This is a genomic window from Metapseudomonas resinovorans (assembly GCF_002003485.1).
Classification (GTDB): domain Bacteria; phylum Pseudomonadota; class Gammaproteobacteria; order Pseudomonadales; family Pseudomonadaceae; genus Metapseudomonas; species Metapseudomonas resinovorans_D.
Genome location: NZ_BDMA01000087.1, coordinates 56680 through 74783 on the forward strand (window position 1 = coordinate 56680; position 18104 = coordinate 74783).

Consider the following 18104-nt stretch of genomic DNA (forward strand, 5'->3'; position numbering starts at 1 on the left):
TATTGATCTGCCGTCGATGGTGGGACAGCAGGCGTCCCCGAGCAATTCAGATCGCCCTATCGTCCGATAAGGAATCCTTATTCAAGTGGTTTGATCGATCAGCATAGTTATCGCCAGTCGTCCGGTTCGAGTTCGTTGTCCCGCAGGATGAACTCGAACAGCGCCTGGGCGGCCACCGGCAGGGAGCGGTTGGCCAGGCGGACGATGCCGATATCGCGCGTCACCAGCGGCTCCGCCAGGGGGATGAAGCGCAGTTGGCCGGGCTCGGCGGGGAAGGCGAAGCGGGGCAGGGTAGTGATGCCCATGCCCGCGTCGATCATGGCCAGCAGGGAAATCATGTTGGAGATATAGAACTGCGAATCGGCCACCAGCTCCTCGGCGCTGGTGCCGCTGAGCAGGCGCGAGGTGCCATTGGCGATCAGGCGTTCGCCACGCAGTTGCTGCCAGCCGACCTGCTCCTCGGCAGCCAGCGCATGATCCTGGCGGCAGACCACGCCGATGCTGTCTTCCCAGATCGGGATGAAGCGGATGTCGCTCTCGGTTTCCCAGAGGCTGGAAATGCCGAAGTCCACCTGCTGGTTCTCGACCATGGTCAGGACCGCCTCGGAGTTGTCGTCGAACAGGCTGACGTGCAGGTCCGTGGCATCGCCAATGAAGCGCGTGAGGATGTCCGGCAGCAGGCGACTGGCAATCGAAGGCACGGAGGCGATACGCAGATGGCCGGACTTGTATTGGGCGATCAGGCTCATGTCGCGCACCACGCGATCATGGTGCTCGATCAGTTCCTTGGCATAGGCGAGGAACTGGATGCCGAAGGGCGTCAGATCCGGTTTGGTGACGCGGGCATTGCGCTTCTCGAACAGGGGTTGGCCCAGCTTGCCTTCGAGGTCGCGGATGGACAGCGAAATGGCTGGCTGGGTGCGGTGCGCCCGCTCGGCCGCCGCGTGGAAACCCTGGAGCTCGGCCACCCAGACGAAGTGACGCAGTTGCACGACTTTCAGGTCCGGCAGCATGGTAAGTTTTCCTTATCAATCAATATTTACAACTAATTTTAGTTTATCTGAGACGGCACCTACCATGCGCTCAAAGCGAGAACGGAGGTGCACATGTCCAGCAAGATTTTCAGCAACTACATCGATGGTGCCTGGGTTGAAGGCAGCTCGAGTATTGCCAACCGAAGCCCTGCCAACGTCGAGGATGTCGTGGGGCATTACGCCCAGGCCGACGCCGGGCAGGTGGACCAGGCGATCCGCGCCGCCACTGCCGCCCAGCAGGTCTGGGCACGCAGCGGACTGGAGGAGCGCTACCAGGTGCTCATGGCGATCGGCAACGAGTTGATCGCACGCAAGGCCGAGATTGGCGAACAGCTGTCGCGGGAGGAGGGCAAGACCCTGGCCGAGGGCGTCGGCGAGGTCTACCGCTCCGGGCAGTTCTTCCACTATTACGCCGCCGAGGTCCTGCGGCAGCTGGGCGAGACGGCGGACTCGGTGCGACCCGGCGTGGAGATCGAAGTCCGTCGCGAGCCGGTCGGCGTCGTCGCCATCATCACCCCCTGGAACTTCCCGATGGCCACGGCCGCCTGGAAGATCGCCCCGGCCCTGGCATTCGGCAACGCAGTGGTGTTCAAACCCGCCAATGCCGTACCGGCCAGCGCCTGGGCACTGACCGAGATCATCGCCCGCCAGGCGCTGCCGGCCGGGACTTTCAACCTGGTCATGGGCAGCGGTGCCGAGGTCGGCGAACGCCTGATCCACTCCAACGGGATCAATGCCCTGAGCTTCACCGGCTCGGTGGAAACCGGGCGCCGGGTCGCCGCCGCAACGGCCGCCAATTTCGTGCGCTGCCAGCTGGAAATGGGCAGCAAGAACGCCCTGGTGGTGCTCGACGACGCGGACCTGCCGCTGGCCGTGGAATGCGCGGTGAACGGTGCGTTCTTCGGCACCGGACAGAAGTGCACAGCATCGTCCCGGCTGATCGTCACCGAAGGCATTCATGACCGCTTCGTCGACGCGCTGGTCGAGCGCATGGGGCAGCTGAAAGTGGGGCACCCGCTGCGTGAAGGTGTGCAGATCGGCCCGGTGATCGACGAGCGCCAACTTGCGCAGAACCTCCGCTACATCGAGGAGGCCAAGGCCGAAGGCGCGCGCCTGGTTTGCGGTGGCGAGCGCATCGCCGAAGAGCACGAAGGCTTCTACATGCGCCCGGCGCTGTTCGTCGACACCCGCAACGACATGCGCATCAACCGCGACGAGGTCTTCGGCCCGATCGCCTGCGTCATCAAGGCGCGGGATTACGAGGAGGCGCTGTCCATCCTCAACGACACGCGCTTCGGCCTCACCGCCGGAATCATGACCCAGTCGCTGAAACACGCCAGCGACTTCAAGCGCCGCGCCAACACCGGCTGCGTAATGGTCAACCTGCCCACCGCTGGCACCGACTACCACGTGCCTTTCGGCGGTCGCAAGGATTCCAGTTTCGGTCCTCGCGAGCAGGGGCAGTACGCCCGCGATTTCTACACGGTGGTCAAGACCGTCTATGTGCGTCCCTGAGGGAGAGAGCGCCATGCAAGAGCTTCTGATGATCGACGGCCTGCAGTACTCCAACTGGAGCCCCGAGCTGTTCAGGCAGATGCAGGAGGGTGGGCTCAGCGCCGTCCACGCCACCATCGCCTACCACGAGACCGCCCGCGAAACCTTGTCGCGCATCGGCGAATGGAATCGCCGTTTCGAGGCCTTTCCGGACCTGATCCGTCCCGTGCGGCAGGCTTCGGACATCCGCCTGGCACATCAGGAAGAGCGCGTCGGGATCTTCTTCGGCTTCCAGAACTGCTCGCCCATCGAGGACGACATCGACCTGGTGGAGGTCTTCCGCCAGCTCGGGGTCTTCATCATGCAACTGACCTACAACAACCAGAGCCTGCTGGCTTCGGGCTGCTACGAGAGCGAGGACAACGGCATCAGCCGCTTCGGCCGCCAGGTGATCGAAGAGATGAACCGTGTCGGCATGATCATCGACATGTCCCACAGCGCCGAACGCAGCACCCTGGAGGCGATCGAGCTGTCGAGCCGGCCGGTGATCATCTCCCATGCCAACCCCACCAGCTTCCATGCGGCCAAGCGCAACAAGTCCGACGCGGTTCTGCGCGGCATTGCCGAGTCGGGCGGCCTGCTCGGCTTCAGTACCTATCCCTTCCACCTTCGTGGTGGCTCGCAGTGCCAGCTGGAGGAGTTCTGCGACATGGTCGCGCGCACCGCGGACCTGATGGGCATCGACCACATCGGCATCGGCACCGACCTCTGCCAGCAGCAGCCGTTGCAGGTGCTGGAGTGGATGCGCAATGGCCGCTGGAGCAAGGCCAAGGATTACGGCGAAGGCTCGGCGGACAACGCCGACTGGCCGGAACCGCTGCACTGGTTCCGTGATAGCCGCGACTTCCCCGTCATCGCCCGAGGCCTGCGCGAACGCGGCTTCGCCGAGGACGAGGTGCGCAAGATCATGGGCCTGAACTGGCTCGACCTGCTGGAGCGCGGAACCGCGCCTCGGCAATGAATCCCTGATACCCACACGTGAGGACGCCATGAACAAAAACAAGAAAGGAGCCTCGACCTTCTCCCACCCTGGAGATGGCCTGCGCCCGACCCCCCGTTCCCTGAACCCGATGCCTCCGGAGGGCACGAGCGAAACGCGGCCTCCGTGCTGACGACCCGCTCCGCTTCGTTCCAGAACCCATGGTCATTCGCTCCGCCGAGTTCGAATCGGGGGAGCCAGCGCAACAACCTGGAGGCATCATGAAATTGTTCCCGACCCAGACCGTAGGCAGCGAACCGATGAAGTGCTCGGCACTACAAGGCGTCGACTGGCCACTGTTCGTCATCAGTGGCGGCTTTCTGCTCGCCTTCCTGATCGCGGCATTGGTTGATATCGATGCGGTTTCCGCGCTGGTCAACACGCTGTTCGCCTGGTCGACGAAAGTCTTCGGTTTCTATTGGCAGCTCCTGATGCTGGCGACCTTCCTGGTGAGCCTGGGCATAGGCTTCAGCAAGTGCGGCCGCGTCCGCCTGGGGGGCATCGACCGGAACCCCGACACCAGCACGTTCAACTGGATTGCCGTGATCATGTGCGCACTGCTCGCCGGCGGTGGCGCCTTCTGGGCAGCCGCCGAGCCGCTGATGCACTTCGCCAGCCCGCCGCCGCTGTTCGCCGGTGTACAGCCGAACACCGAGCAGGCGGCGCATGTGGCACTGGCCCAGTCGTTCGTGCACTGGGGCTTCCTCGCCTGGGCAGTGCTCGGCAGCCTGCTGGCGATCGTGTTGATGCACCTGCACTACGACAAGGGCCTGCCGCTGGCGCCGCGCACGTTGCTCTACCCGCTGCTGGGCGAGCGCGCGCTGAAAGGGCCGATCGGTAACCTCGCCGACGCCACGTCGATCATCGCGGTGGTCGCCGGCACCATTGGCCCGATCGGTTTCCTCGGGCTGCAGATCAGCAATGCACTGAATGCCGTCTGGGGCCTGCCCAACGACCTGCTGACCCAGTCCATCACCATCATCCTGGTGACGGTCATGTACACCACGTCATGCCTGGTGGGGCTGAACGGCATCCGCATGGTCAGCGAGATCAACGTCTGGCTGATGATCGGCCTGGCGCTGTTCATGATCGTCGCGGGGCCGACCCTGTTCATCCTGTCCGGCTTCCCGGTGGCGTTCGGCCTGCAACTAGAGCACTTCCTGCCCATGACCCTGTACCGCGCCGACCCGAAATGGCTCGACTGGTGGACGGTGTTCTACTGGGGCTGGTTCATCGGTTATGCGCCGATGATGGGCCTGTACGTCGCCAAGATTTCCCGGGGACGCAGCATCCGCCAGATCATCCTGACGCTGTCGGTCATCGCCCCGCTGGTCACCATGTTCTGGTTCACCGTGGTGGGTGGAACCGGTATCGGCCTGGAGTTGCAGACCCCCGGCATCGTCACCTCCCATGGAACCCAGCCCGAAGCCATGCTGCTGGGCGTCACCCAGAGCCTGCCGCTGGCGGGGCTGGTCTCCGCGCTGTTCCTGTTCCTCAGCTTCATTTCGGTGGCCACCAACGGCGACGCCATGGCCTATACGGTGGCGATGGCGATGTCCGGCAACGATTCGCCAAGGAAGTGGCTGCGTGCCTTCTGGTGCATCGGCATGGGGTTGGCGGCGGTGGTGCTGATCACCATCGGCTCGGGTGGGGTCTCGGCGCTGCAATCCTTCATCGTCATCACCGCCGTCCCGGTCTCCCTGCTGATCCTGCCGGCGCTGTGGAACGCCCCGCAGATCGCACGGCGACTGGCCCGGGAGCAGCAGGTCTAGTCCCTTGGGAGGGTGCGATGCCCATCGCCCCTCCTTTTTTCTTCCCATGCTGGAGAACCCAATGAAACAGTCCGTGAGTACCCGTTTGTATCCGTCCAAGGCGCCGCTGGAGTGGGCCGTGATCGGTAACGGGACCCTGTACACGGCGCAGATTCCCATCGACGTCGAGGGACGTGTGGTGGAAGGGGGCATCGAGGCCCAGACGCGCCAGACCCTCGACAACCTCAAGCACACCCTGGCGTGCGCAGGGCTCGGCCTGGAGGCCGTGACCCAGGTGCTGATCTACGTGACCGATCGCAGCTACCTGGCAACCGTGAATGCGGTCTATGCCGAGTACTTCGCCGCGCCCTATCCGAACCGCGCCGCCATGGTGGTGGCTGGGCTGGCCCGCGAGGAGATGCTCGTGGAACTGGTGGTCTACGCCGTGGCCTGAACGGCCGCTGTCTCCGGTCCGTTCCGGTGATCCCGGAGGACTGGTTTTCCGCTCGCCGATTGTCTCGGCAGCGACTCCAACTACGCTTGATCCTGGTACGAGCGCTTTTCCGTCACAAGCGGACCGGCGCTCGTACCCTTTTTTGCCTTATGGCCTGACCTGATTGGGAGCTTGGGATGGAATGGTTGCTCAACCCGGAAATATGGGTGGCCTTCTTCACGTTGACCGCACTGGAAATCGTCCTCGGCATCGACAACATCATCATGATTGCCATCCTCGTGGGCCGAATACCGCCGCACATGCAGGCACGCACGCGCTTCTTCGGCCTGGCCCTGGCGATGATCACGCGCATCCTGCTGCTGCTTTCCATCTCCTGGATCATGCGGCTCACCGCCGACCTGTTCGAGCTGGTCGGGCAGGGGATATCCGGGCGCGACCTGATCCTCTTCTTCGGCGGCCTGTTCCTTCTCTGGAAGAGCAGCAGCGAGATGTACCAGGGGCTGGAAGGCGAGGATGAAATTGCCGACGAACCACGGAATCTTGCCGGGGGATTCATCGGCACCATCATCCAGATCGCCCTGATCGACATCGTCTTCTCGCTGGACTCGGTGATCACCGCCGTCGGCATGGTTTCCAACGTGCCGGTGATGGTGGCCGCCATCGTCGCCGCCGTGCTGGTGATGATGCTCGCTGCCGGCACCATCAGCGCTTTCATCGACAGGCACCCGAGCCTGAAGATGCTGGCGCTCTCGTTCCTGGTTGTGGTCGGTACGGTGCTGATCGCCGAATCGTTCGACGTTCACGTGCCCAAGGGTTACGTCTACTTCGCCATGGCCTTCTCCCTGGCCGTCGAAGCGCTCAACATCCGCGCCCGCACGGCCCGTGGCCGCAGGGCGGCGGAGCCGGTGAAGCTGCGCAAGGACATGATGGGCGAGTGAGGTTTGGTCAGGTGGGCGTTGGCTTTATGTAGGAGCGAGCTTGCTCGCGAACCTGCTGAGCCGACCATTCTCGAGCAAGCTCGCTCCTACGGGGACGGTGCCAAATGAAAAAAGCCCGCCAACACGAAAGTTGGCAGGCGAAGCAGGCGGGGACTAGAGCCAGCGTCCCCGCCCAGGGAGTATTCAGCTGAGGCGGGATTGCGCCTGCAGGCGCATCACGTAGCCGAGCTTGATCGCGATCGGTCCGAGGAGTGTCAGCAGGTGCGCCAGCACCAGGCAGCCCATGGAGAGGTATGCGTCGAAGACGTAGGCCAGCAGGGCTCCTATCACCAGCATGGCGCTGCCACTGACCAGCAGCTGGCTGCCAAGCAAGTAGACGCGCTGGGGGGATTCGAAGAAAGCGAACATATCCAATGCTCCAGCAGGGGTTGCGGCCTGCCAAGGGCGTCCGTGACGGGCTCACGGACGCCGGGTCCATGCAGGGTGATCAGGCCACCGGAATCATTGGATCGGCGGCGGCCAGGGCGGCGGTGCGATCGGCTGCCGGGGGATAGATCCACATCGTATTGATCTGGGTCTTGAGCTCCTTGGCTTCGGCCTTCACCAGCTTGAGCTGGCGGTCCCAGCCTTCGGTGAACACCGCGCCCCAGGCACCCAGGTCCAGGCACGTCACGTACTTGGGCTGGCGGTAGGGCGTGGGCGACACGCCCAGGATGTCGGCGGCGACGTTGTTGCCGGCATGGCGACCGAGGGAGATCGCATGCTGGCAGGACATGGCGGCGAAGTTGCCGATGTCGTCGGTGGCGGCATAGGCGACGTCACCGGCGGCGAAGATGTTGTCCTGGCCGCGCACCTTGAGGTTCTCGTCCACATGCAGCCGGCCCTGGGCATCGCGCACGCTGGACAGTTGCTCGGTCAACGGACTGGCCCGGAAGCCGACAGTCCAGATCACCGTATGGCTCTCGATATGGCGACCGTCGGCGAGGGTCACGCCATTGGCGTCTACTGCGGCAACGCTGGTTCCGAGTACCCACTCGATGCCGAGGTGATCGGATGCTTCGACGATCGACGGGCGAATCCCGTCGCCCAGGGCGGCGCCGATCTGCGGGGCGCGGTCGATGACGATCACGCGGATATCCTGCTCGTTACCCAGTACCTCGCGCAGACGCGCCGGCATCTCGGTGGCCGTCTCGATACCGGTGAAACCGCCGCCGGCGACCACCACGGTATTGCGAGCCAGGCTGTAGGGGCGCTCCGCGAGAGACTTCAGGTGCTGTTCCAGGCGCGTTGCGGATTCGATCTGGTCGACGTCGAAGGCGTGTTCGGCCAGGCCAGGAACCGGTGGGCGGGCCAGTTGGCTGCCGGTCGCCAGGACCAGGCGGTCGTAGTGCAGCTCCTGCTGGTGGCCAGCCTCGTCGCTGTAGCCGACGGTCTTGGCCTGCTCATCGATGCGCTCTGCAGTGCCTTTGACGAAACGCACACCAACCGAATCGAACAGGGCATCCAGCGGCGCAAACATGGCGTGGACGTTGGGCTCGTAGAAGCGCGGACGGATGCGCAGTTCGGCCTGGGGCGCGAGCAGGGTGATTGCCACATCGTTGCGATCATGTTTGTCCAGCAAACGTGCGGCGCTCAACGCGCTCCAGAGTCCACCGAAACCTGCGCCCACAACCAGAATTTGTTGTTTCATGAAGTGCTCCTCGAAAGAAGTGCCCAATAAAATTGATGTTGTTTTTCCAACTCCGGCGTGACGATTACAGGTCCATTGATACTGGGTTCCCATATTCGCTGTATCGGATCGTCCGCTGTGGTTACATGCTATCTATGGATATCTACTGGCGCACTTCTACATAGGGTCAGCAGAATTATGCGTCAGTCGAATTGATATATACCTAGGTATAAGTCGAATGCGCCCAGGAACTTCCGGATGTTCTCAGGGGCGCTCGCGCAGGGCGGTTTCGATGCAGTTCAGCAGCTTGTCGGCTTCGAAGGGCTTGGGGAGGCAGGCGACCAGTCCGGATGTATCGGAGCCGATAGCGCCCGGGTAGGCGGTGATGAAGATAGTGGGAATCCGAAAGCCCATCGCGATGAGCTTTTCATGCAATTCGACGCCGCACATGCCCGGCATCTGGATATCGGAGATCAGACAGTGCACTTCGGCAGGGCCGCTGGAGTCGAGGAACTCCAAGGCGTCGGAATAGGTTCTGGCCTGGTAGCCGCTGGACCTCAACAAGCTCTCCAGCGCCGTACGGATGGATTCGTCATCATCGACGACTGCAATAACAGCCATATTGCGCACCTGAGTATCTGCGTCATGTAGGGTCGCTCGTTGCGGCGGCCTGTCGTTATTGCAAGATACGCTGTCTCATAACGTCGAGAAGTATACCTACGTATAGTCTCCGTCCCTCGAAGCGAAGCACTTCGGGGTTTCCCGCCGAAGCATCATACCCAGGTACAGGTGCGCGCCCCGAAGGGATACTTTATCTGCACTGACGTACAAATGAATTATTCCCGATATCTCGAATAATCTGGCACTACTCAGTCATTGGCTTCCGGTAACTCCGGAGGTGTAGCGAAAGTTGTAAAACACCAATTAACCAGGCGGCGGACATCATGAACAGAAATGACCTGCGGCGTGCCGACCTCAACTTGCTGGTTGTCTTCGAGACCATGATGCGCGAGCGCAATGTCACCCGTGCCGGAGAGCGCTTGTTCATCGGGCAGACGACGGTCAGCAGTGCATTGGCCCGCCTGCGCTCGATGTTCAACGACCCCCTGTTCATCCGCACCGGCGGGGTCATGGAGCCGACCGCGCGGGCCGAGGAAATCCATGCCCGCCTGGCACCGGCCCTGGACGGCATCGCAGTGGCCCTGAGCTGCTCTCAGGAGTTCGACCCGCTCACCAGCGATGCGGCATTCCATGTCGGACTCTCGGACGATGTCGAGTACGCGTTGCTTCCGCAGTTGATGAGGCGCCTGCGCGACGAGGCACCGAACATCACCCTGGTGGTACGCAGAGTGGACCAGTGGCAATTGCCCCAGCTGATCACCACGGGCGAGATTTCCGTGGGCATCAGTCTGGCGCAGGGATTGCCGGCCAGCTCCCACTGCAAGCGTCTGCGGCCGATGCAGCCGGTGCTGCTGCGCGGCGATTCGGCGGCATGCCGCCTGACATTGGACGAGTTCTGCGCGCGGCCCCATGTGGTGGTGTCCTCGATGGGCAACGTCATCGATGACGTCGATCATGCCCTGGCTGTGATGGGGCGTCAGCGCAAGGTGGTGCTGGCGGTGCCGCAGTTCAGTGCCTTGCCGGGGCTGCTCGCCGCCAGCGACATGGTCGCCATCGTGCCGGACTACGTTGCCCAGGCCATGGAGCGACTGCACGGGATGCACGCCGAGTTCGCGCCGTTGGAGCTGCCGGCGCCGTACCTGTCCATGGCCTGGCGCGGCGCGAGCCACGACGACCCGCGCGAACGCTGGCTGCGCTCGTGCTTCTTCCGTTACCTCGGCCAGGCGGTGGAGCAGGCCGCGGTTGCCGCCTGAACGGTGGAAGGCATTACCGCTCAGTGTTCCCGCGTGAAGCGGCTACGGTAGTCGCGAGGGGAGATGGACAGGTTTCGCTGGAAGGTACAGCGCATCCGTTCCTCGTCGCCGAATCCGCAGAGTCGGGCGATCTGCTCGATATTGCGGGGGGAGTTCTCCAGCAAGCGCTTCGCTGCTTCCAGGCGGAACAGTTCGATGGCCTTGGAGGGTGTCCGGCCGGTCTTGAGCTTGTAGACCCTGGAGAAGTTGCGCTGGCTCATTTGCGCGCGCTCGGCCAGGCGTTCCACCGTAAGGCTTTCATCCGCCAGGTTTTCCGTCAGCCACAGGTGCAGGTCATCAAACGCCGCGCTTTCCCCCGATTGCGACTGCAGCAGCGTGCTGTACTGCGCCTGGCCACCCGGTCGCTTGAGGTAGACCACCAGTTCCCTGGCCACCTGCATGGCCACTTCGCGGCCGCAGTCGGCTTCCACCAGGGCCAGTGCCAGGTCGATGCCGGCGCTCACACCCGCCGACGTCCACACCGTTCCCTGCTGGATGAAGATCGCGTCGGCATCGACGTCAATGGCTGGAAAACGCTCCTTGAGCGTGTCGCACATGGCCCAGTGGGTGGCGGCGCGCCGGCCATCGAGCAGGCCGGCCTTGGCCAGCAGGAATGCGCCACTGCAGACCGCCGCGACGCGCCGAAAGCGCTGGGCCGCGCCCGACAACCAGTCGACCAGCTCTCCGTGGCTGTCCAGGGACAGGCAGATTCCCGGAGCGCCGGGAACGATGAGGGTGTCGGCCGGGGGAACGCTGGGCTGATCGAGTCGGGACGTGTCTACGGCGAGACCTTCGACAGTCTGCACCAGCCCGCCTTCGAGGCTGGCGGTGCGCAGCTGGTAACCGGGCAACTGGCGTGCGGACAGCGCTCTGGTGGCGGCCCAGAACACCGTCTGGGCACCGGTCAGGTCGAGCAACCCAATCTGCGGATAGGCCACGAACACCACTTCGCGAGGCCTGTCCCACGTCGAAGCCCGAGTGTCGAATGTGCCGTCCTTGAGCGGGGGTGTCCCTTGGCTGCCTGGAGAGCCGACCATTGTTGCCGCCGTGACTGTTCGAATGGCATTGGGAAGTATGTGTCGCAGTGCTTTTTTTCAAGCGATCCGCGAGGGTCGATCGTCGGAAAGTCGGATGAGGCGCGCGGCGTTCCGGCGTGGCCGATAACAAGGGTTTTATGTCCTGGCTGGTGCCTCCGCAAGCGCGATAGCCTCGTCAATGCTGAGCGCACTGTTTTCGGCGCCCCAACCCGCGTTATCAACATTCCAGCTATCGACCTCCCCGACGTGCATAAAGCCCGGCAGACGCCGAGGCCGTCGCGTTGCTGCAAGGGGGGGCATGGACTAGATTTTTTGACCAGCACGCCGTGTTTTGCCGGTCTTCAGCAAGGAGACAAGATGAGTTCGTGGTCGCAAACAACTTCGACCAAAAGCACATGTGAACAGAAGGACCCCATGGTTTATGTGGTCGATGACGACGAGTCGATGCGGCTGGCGCTCGAGGGTTTGCTGCGCTCCATCGGATTGCACGTCGAGACGTTCGAATCGTCCCAGGAATTCTTGGCCTTCCCGAAGAACAACGTCCCCAGCTGCCTGATACTCGACGTCAGGCTGCGCGGCGAGAGCGGCCTTGCCTTCCAGGAACAAGTGGAGAAGAGCGGCTTGCGCATGCCGATCGTGTTCATGACCGGGCATGGCGACATCGCGATGACGGTCAAGGCCATGAAGGCCGGTGCGGTCGATTTCCTGGCCAAGCCGTTTCGGGACCAGGACATGCTGGATGCAGTGGCCAATGCACTGGCGAAGGATGGCGAGCGCCTGGCCGCCGAGCAGTCCATCGCGACGCTGCGTACCGCATTCGATTCGCTCACCGTGCGTGAGCGGGAAGTCATGGGGTTCGTGGTCGCCGGCCTGATGAACAAGCAGATCGCCTCCGAACTGAACCTCAGCGAAGTCACCGTGAAAGTCCATCGCGGACAGGTCATGAAGAAGCTGGCCGCGCGCTCCGTCGCGGACCTCGTCAGAAAATCGGAATCCCTGGGCATCCGGCCGCAGTCACGCAAGTCGTCCTGATTTCGGCATCAGCGGCAGCGCCCTTGCGGCCCTGTCGCTGACCCGCCGAGGCGCCAGCGTCCATCGCAATGACGGGCGGCAGCCTGACGGCAGGGTGCGTCATTCAAGAAATCCTACTTATGGCTCCGATACCAATGGGCAACAGACTCCAGATTTGCTGGGACGATGGCGAGCGTGCCTTCTGCCGAGGACCTCACCCGAAGGAAGGTGGCGGCGACGTGCTGGTGGCGCGGGCCGCCGCTGAACAGCCTTTGCCGGCCAGCCTCGAGCGCCTCGCACATGAGTTCGGCCTCAAGGACGAGCTCGATGGCGCATGGGCTGTCCGGCCGCTTGAGCTGGTGCGGGAGAGCAGCGGGCTGCTGCTGGTGCTGGAGGACCCGGGCGGCGAGCCCCTCGAGCGGTTGCTCGGCGCACCCATGGAGATGGGCGCTTTCCTGGGCGTCGCCGTGGGCATTGCCACGGCGCTGGGCAAGCTCCACCAGCGCGGGCTCGTTCACAAGGACCTCAAGCCCACGCACATCCTGGTCAATTGCACCGATGGCCAGGTGCGTCTCACCGGCTTCGGACTCGCCTCGCGGCTGCCGCGCGAGCGCCAGGCGCCCGAGCCGCCCGAGACCATCGCCGGCACGCTCGCTTACATGGCGCCGGAGCAGACCGGCCGGATGAATCGTTCGATCGATTCGCGCAGCGACCTCTATGCGCTCGGCATCACCCTCTACCAGATGCTGACGGGCGTATTGCCGTTCACCGCCACCGACGCCATGGAATGGGTGCACTGCCACATCGCCAGGAAGGCGGTGCCCCCGAGCGAACGGGTGACCACGGTGCCGGCGGTGATCTCGAACATCGTCATGAAGCTGCTGGCCAAGACCGCCGAGGAGCGCTACCAGACGGCAGCCGGCGTCGAACATGACCTGCGCCGCTGCCTGGAAGACTGGCAATGCCGTCAGCGCATCGACGACTTTCCCCTGAACGAACAGGGCACGCCCGACCGCCTGCTGATCCCCGAGAAGCTGTATGGGCGGGCTTACGAGGTAGACACGCTGGTCGCTTCGTTTACCCGCATCGTCAACAGCAGTGCGCCGGAACTGGTGCTGGTGTCCGGTTACTCCGGCATCGGCAAGTCTTCGGTGGTCAATGAGCTGCACAAGGTGCTGGTACCGCCACGGGGACTCTTCGCCTCCGGCAAGTTCGACCAGTACAAGCGCGATATTCCCTATTCGACCCTGGTACAGGCTTTTCAGAACCTGGTGCGGACGCTGCTCGGCAAGAGCGACGCGGAGCTGGAGGGCTGGCGCGGGGCGATGCTGGAGGCGCTGGAGCCCAACGCGCGGCTGATGACCGACCTCATTCCCGAACTGAAGCTCATCATCGGTGAACAGCCGGCGGTCCCGGAGCTGGAACCGCAACAGTCGCAACGCCGTTTCCTGCTGGTGTTCCGGCGCTTCATCGGCGTATTCGCGCAACCGGAGCATCCGCTTGCGCTGTTTCTCGACGATCTGCAATGGCTCGACGCGGCAACCCTCGACCTCCTGGAGGACCTGCTGACCCGCTCGGACCTGCGCCACCTGATGCTGGTGGGCGCCTACCGGGACAACGAGGTGGATGCCGCACACCCGCTGACGGCCAAGCTCCAGGCCATCAGGAACGCGGGTGTCAGGATCGACGAAATCAGGCTGGCGCCGCTGGCCAAGGCGCATATCGAACAACTGATTGCCGAAGCCCTGCACAGTCCGCAGGAGCGCATCGAGTCGCTGGCCCGGCTGGTGCAGGACAAGACCGCCGGCAACCCGTTCTTCGTCATCCAGTTTCTCCAGGCTCTGGTCGAAGAAGACCTGCTGACGTTCGACCATGACGCTCGGCATTGGCGCTGGGAGCCTGATCGCATCCATGCAAAGGGCTACACCGACAATGTCGTGGACCTCATGGTCGGCAAGCTGGCGCGCCTGCCCAGCGACACGCAGCTGGCGTTGCAGCAACTGGCCTGTCTCGGCAACGTCGCCGAGATCACCGTCCTTTCCAGCGTCCTGGGCATTCCCCAGGTACAGGCTCACGTCGTGCTGTGGGAGGCGATCCGCCAGGAACTGATCGAGCGGCAGGAGAGCGCCTATGCCTTCGTTCACGACCGGATTCACGAAGCTGCCTACTCACTGATCCCCAAGGCTTCGCGCGCCGAGGTTCATCTGCGTATCGGCTGGTTGCTCGCCGCGCAGACCGCCCCGGAACGGCGCGAAGAGGCGATTTTCGAGATTGCCGGCCAGCTCAATCGGGGCGCCGCGCTGCTGACCGAAGTCTCCGAACGTGAGCAACTGGCGGAGTTCAACCTGCTGGCCGGCCAGCGTGCCAAGGCATCGACGGCCTACGCGTCGGCGCTTACCTATCTGTCCGCCGGTGCGGAACTGCTGGGTAGCGATTGCTGGGCGCGGCGCCATGAGCTGAGCTTCGCCCTGGAGCTGAACCGGGCCGAATGCGAGTTCCTCACCGGGCAGCTGCCGGCAGCGGACGCGCGCCTGGTGATGCTGGCAGAACGCGCCCGTACGACAGTAGAAAAGGGGCTGGTGGCGTGCCTGCAACTGGATGTCTGCCTGGTCCTCGACCAGAGCGACCGCGCTGTCGCGGTTTGCCTCGCCTATCTCCGGCATGTGGGCATCGACTGGTCGGCGCATCCCGACGACGGGGAGGTGCAGCGCGAGTACCAGCGGATCTGGACGTTGCTGGGCGAGCGGCAGATCGAGGACCTGATCGATCTGCCGTTGATGGAAGATGCGGCCTCGCTGGGGACCGTGGAGGCGCTGAGCAAGCTTTTCGCGCCGGCCTTGCAGACGGATGCGAACCTGGCTTGCCTGACGATCTGCATGGCGGTGAGCATCAGCCTGGAACGTGGCAACTGCGATGCCTCGTGCGTGCTCTATGCCAACGTCGGCCGGGTGGCGGGGCGGCGCTTCGGTGATTACCAGGCCGGCTTGCGCTTTGGCCAGCTCGGCTGCGACCTCGTCGACCGACGCGGGCTGAAGCGCTTCGAGGCCAAGACCTATCTGTGTTTCTCGATCTTCGTCATGCGCTGGCTGCGGCCTGTGCGGGAATGCCGTGCGCTATTGAGTCGCGCCTTCGCCGCGGCGAACAGGATCGGTGACCTCCCGTATGGCGCCTATGCCGGCAACAGCCTGGTCTCGGACCTGTTGTTCTCCGGCGAATCGCTGCCCGCGGTGCAGGCGGAAGCCGAGCGCGGACTGGCCTATGCGGAGAAGGTGGGCTTCGGCCTGGTGGTCGACTTCATCGCCACGCAACTGGCGCTGGTGCGCACACTTCGTGGCCTGACGACGGCATTCGGCTGCTTCGACGACGCGAATTTCACCGAGCTTTCAAACGAGCGCCACCTGGCCGGCAGTCCCGACCTGGCGCTCGCCGAATGCTGGTACTGGACGCGCAAACTGCAGCTGCGCTACCTCGCTGGCGACTATCCCTCGGCCATGGAGGCTGCCACGAAGGCGGAGGCGTTGCTCTGGACCTCATCCTCATTCTTCGAGGAGGCCGAGTATCACTTCTACAGCGCGCTGGTCCACGCTGCAGCGTGCGATGCGAGCCCGGCTGCCGAGCACTTGACGCACCGGGTCGCCATGGCTTCGCATCACCGACAGTTCAAGGTCTGGGCGGACAACTGCCGCGAGAACTTCGCGGACCGCGCCGCGCTGATCGGCGCCGAGATCGCTCGCATCGAAGGCCGCGTGGCGGAGGCCGAGCAGCTATATGAGTCCGCCATCCTGGCGGCGCAGCAGAACGGCTTCATCCATGTTGAGGCGCTCGCCAATGAGCTCGCGTCGCGCTTCTACGCGGCACGAGGCCTCGGCAAGATCGCCCGCTTGTACATGCGCGACGCTCGCTATGGCTACCTGCGTTGGGGCGCCGATGGAAAGGTGTGGCAACTCGAGACGAAGTACCCCTACCTGAGAACGGAAGAGCCTGCCCTTGGCGCGACCACCACCATCGCGACGCCGGTGGAACACCTCGACCTGGCGACCGTGCTGAAGGTGTCGCAAGCCGTCTCGGGTGAAATCGTCCTGGAGAAACTGATCGACATGGTCATGCGCACGGCCATCGAGCAGGCAGGCGCCGAGCGGGGCCTGCTGATCCTCTCGGATGGCAGCGAACACCTGATTGCGGCTGAAGCGACGACCGCCGGCGATGCGACGGAGTTGCTGCTGAGGGATGTGCCAGTGAGTGCGGCGCTGCTGCCGGAATCGATCCTGTTCAACGTCCTGCGTACCCGCGAGAGTGTCTTCCTCGACGATGCCGTGGCCGAACCCTCGTTTGCCGCGGACCCCTATATCCGAGAGCAGCGCACCCGTTCGATCCTCTGCCTGCCCCTGATGAACCAGGCGAAGCTCACCGGCGCGCTCTATCTCGAGAACAACCTGACAGCCCGCGTGTTCAGCCCGGCCCGCATCGCCGTGCTGAAGCTGGTGGCTTCACAGGCGGCGATCTCCCTGGAAAACGCGCGGTTGTACCGTGATATCGCGGAACGCGAGGCGAAGATCCGGCGCCTCGTCGATGCCAACATCATCGGCATCATCGTCTGGAATGCCGAAGGCGACATCATCGAAGCCAACGACGCCTTCCTGCGCATGGTGGGATACGAGCGGGAGGACCTGGTTTCGGGCACCGTGGGCTGGCGCGACCTGACGCAGCCGGACTTGCGCCCGCAGAGCGAAATGGCCCTGTCCGAGGCGCTGCGGGCCGGACATGTGCAGCCCTTCGAGAAGGAGTACGTCAGGAAGGATGGCAGTCGCCTGCCGGTTATCGTCGGCCTGGCCACGTTCGAAACCAGTCGCAAGGACGGCGTGGCTTTCGTGCTCGATCTCACCGAGCGCAAGCTGGCAGAGCAGAGGGTTCGCGAGGGCGAGCAACGCTATCGCGAGGTGCAGGCGGAACTGGCCCATGCGAACCGGGTGGCGACCATGGGGCAACTGGCGGCATCGATCGCCCACGAGGTCAACCAGCCGATTGCCGCGACTGTCACCAATGCCTACGCCGCACAGCGTTGGCTGAACGCGCAGCCGCCGGAAGTCGGCGAGGTGGGACAGGTCCTGGGTCGCATCATCAAGGATGCCAACCGGGCGGCTGACGTCCTTGGTCGGATTCGTGAACTGATCAGGAAGGCGCCGCCGCAGAAGGAGCCCGTGGACATCAACGCGGCGATCCGCGAGATGGTCGAGTTCACCCACGGCGAGGCCAGCAAGTGCGGTGCAATGGTGCAGACGCAACTCACGGAGGGCTTGCCATTCATCGAAGGCGACCGTGTCGAGCTGCAACAGGTGCTACTCAACCTGATCATCAACGCGCTGGAGGCCATGGGTAGCGTCAATGACGGCGTACGCCAGTTGCATATCAGCACCGGCGCCGACGAGTCAGGCGGTGTGCGGGTAACGGTGAGCGATTCGGGGCCGGGTTTCGCGGAAAGCGCCGAACAGGTGTTCGCACCTTTCTACACCACCAAACCCACCGGCCTCGGGATGGGGCTCTCGATCTGCCGATCGATCATCGAGACCCACGGTGGCCAGTTGTGGGCGAGCGCCAATCAGCCTCGCGGTGCCGTCGTCCAGTTCACCGTGCTTGCCCATTCGCCGGGCTGATTGTGCTCCGTGGTGTCCGCTCGGGCAGTCCGCAGCCGGGAGTTACCCTGTAGGAGCGAGGGGGACGCCCAGTTCTTGCTCGCGCACAGTCTGAGCACAATTTTTCGCGAGCA

13 protein-coding genes are annotated in these 18104 nt (G+C 63.8%); 8 read left to right on the forward strand and 5 right to left on the reverse strand.

Features of this window, described 5'->3' with window-relative positions:
* Window positions 1-107: 107 nt before the first annotated feature.
* Complete coding sequence (locus tag MnOB_RS24280; RefSeq protein WP_077527023.1) at window positions 108-1013, reverse strand: LysR family transcriptional regulator; 906 nt, start codon at window positions 1011-1013, stop codon at window positions 108-110.
* 93 nt (window positions 1014-1106) lie between these two features.
* On the opposite strand from MnOB_RS24280, the gene MnOB_RS24285 reads away from it, so the two are divergent.
* From MnOB_RS24285 to MnOB_RS24305, 5 genes are all read left to right on the forward strand, one after another.
* Window positions 1107-2549, forward strand: a complete 1443-nt coding sequence (locus tag MnOB_RS24285) for an aldehyde dehydrogenase family protein (RefSeq protein ID WP_077527024.1) — start codon at window positions 1107-1109, stop codon at window positions 2547-2549.
* 13 nt (window positions 2550-2562) lie between these two features.
* The gene (locus tag MnOB_RS24290; RefSeq protein ID WP_077527025.1) at window positions 2563-3549 is read left to right on the forward strand and encodes a dipeptidase; all 987 of its coding nucleotides are present in this window, start codon (window positions 2563-2565) and stop codon (window positions 3547-3549) included.
* 278 nt (window positions 3550-3827) lie between these two features.
* Complete coding sequence (locus tag MnOB_RS24295; protein WP_352230906.1) at window positions 3828-5339, forward strand: BCCT family transporter; 1512 nt, start codon at window positions 3828-3830, stop codon at window positions 5337-5339.
* Window positions 5340-5400: 61 nt separating this feature from the next.
* Window positions 5401-5772 (forward strand): RidA family protein, encoded by a 372-nt coding sequence (locus tag MnOB_RS24300; RefSeq protein WP_107504124.1) that lies wholly within the window; start codon window positions 5401-5403, stop codon window positions 5770-5772.
* A 176-nt stretch (window positions 5773-5948) separates the two neighbouring features.
* On the forward strand, window positions 5949-6710 hold the full coding sequence (locus MnOB_RS24305; RefSeq protein WP_077527028.1) for a TerC family protein: 762 nt from the start codon (window positions 5949-5951) through the stop codon (window positions 6708-6710).
* A 183-nt stretch (window positions 6711-6893) separates the two neighbouring features.
* Here the strand turns inward: MnOB_RS24305 and MnOB_RS24310 are convergent, their stop codons facing one another.
* The 3 genes from MnOB_RS24310 to MnOB_RS24320 all read right to left on the reverse strand — a co-directional run bounded on the left by MnOB_RS24310 (window position 6894) and on the right by MnOB_RS24320 (window position 9000).
* Complete coding sequence (locus MnOB_RS24310; RefSeq protein ID WP_077527029.1) at window positions 6894-7118, reverse strand: transmembrane sensor/regulator PpyR; 225 nt, start codon at window positions 7116-7118, stop codon at window positions 6894-6896.
* 79 nt (window positions 7119-7197) lie between these two features.
* Window positions 7198-8400 carry an NAD(P)/FAD-dependent oxidoreductase gene (locus MnOB_RS24315; protein ID WP_077527030.1) on the reverse strand — a complete coding sequence of 401 codons (1203 nt, stop codon included), beginning with the start codon at window positions 8398-8400 and terminating at the stop codon, window positions 7198-7200.
* A 243-nt stretch (window positions 8401-8643) separates the two neighbouring features.
* Complete coding sequence (locus MnOB_RS24320) at window positions 8644-9000, reverse strand: response regulator transcription factor (RefSeq protein ID WP_077527031.1); 357 nt, start codon at window positions 8998-9000, stop codon at window positions 8644-8646.
* Between the two features lie 323 nt (window positions 9001-9323).
* Here MnOB_RS24320 and MnOB_RS24325 point away from each other — a divergent pair, with 323 nt between their 5' ends.
* Window positions 9324-10253, forward strand: coding sequence for a LysR substrate-binding domain-containing protein (locus tag MnOB_RS24325; protein WP_077527032.1), 930 nt, complete (start codon window positions 9324-9326; stop codon window positions 10251-10253).
* Between the two features lie 20 nt (window positions 10254-10273).
* Here MnOB_RS24325 and MnOB_RS24330 read toward each other — a convergent pair whose 3' ends face one another.
* A complete protein-coding gene (locus tag MnOB_RS24330; protein ID WP_352230905.1) occupies window positions 10274-11230 on the reverse strand; it encodes a GlxA family transcriptional regulator in 957 nt (318 codons plus the stop codon).
* 456 nt (window positions 11231-11686) lie between these two features.
* Between MnOB_RS24330 and MnOB_RS24335 the strand changes: the two genes are divergently transcribed.
* Both MnOB_RS24335 and MnOB_RS24340 read left to right on the forward strand, forming a co-directional pair.
* Window positions 11687-12361, forward strand: coding sequence for a response regulator transcription factor (locus MnOB_RS24335; RefSeq protein WP_077527036.1), 675 nt, complete (start codon window positions 11687-11689; stop codon window positions 12359-12361).
* Between the two features lie 134 nt (window positions 12362-12495).
* Window positions 12496-17991, forward strand: coding sequence for a trifunctional serine/threonine-protein kinase/ATP-binding protein/sensor histidine kinase (locus tag MnOB_RS24340; protein WP_077527038.1), 5496 nt, complete (start codon window positions 12496-12498; stop codon window positions 17989-17991).
* Window positions 17992-18104 lie beyond the last annotated feature (113 nt).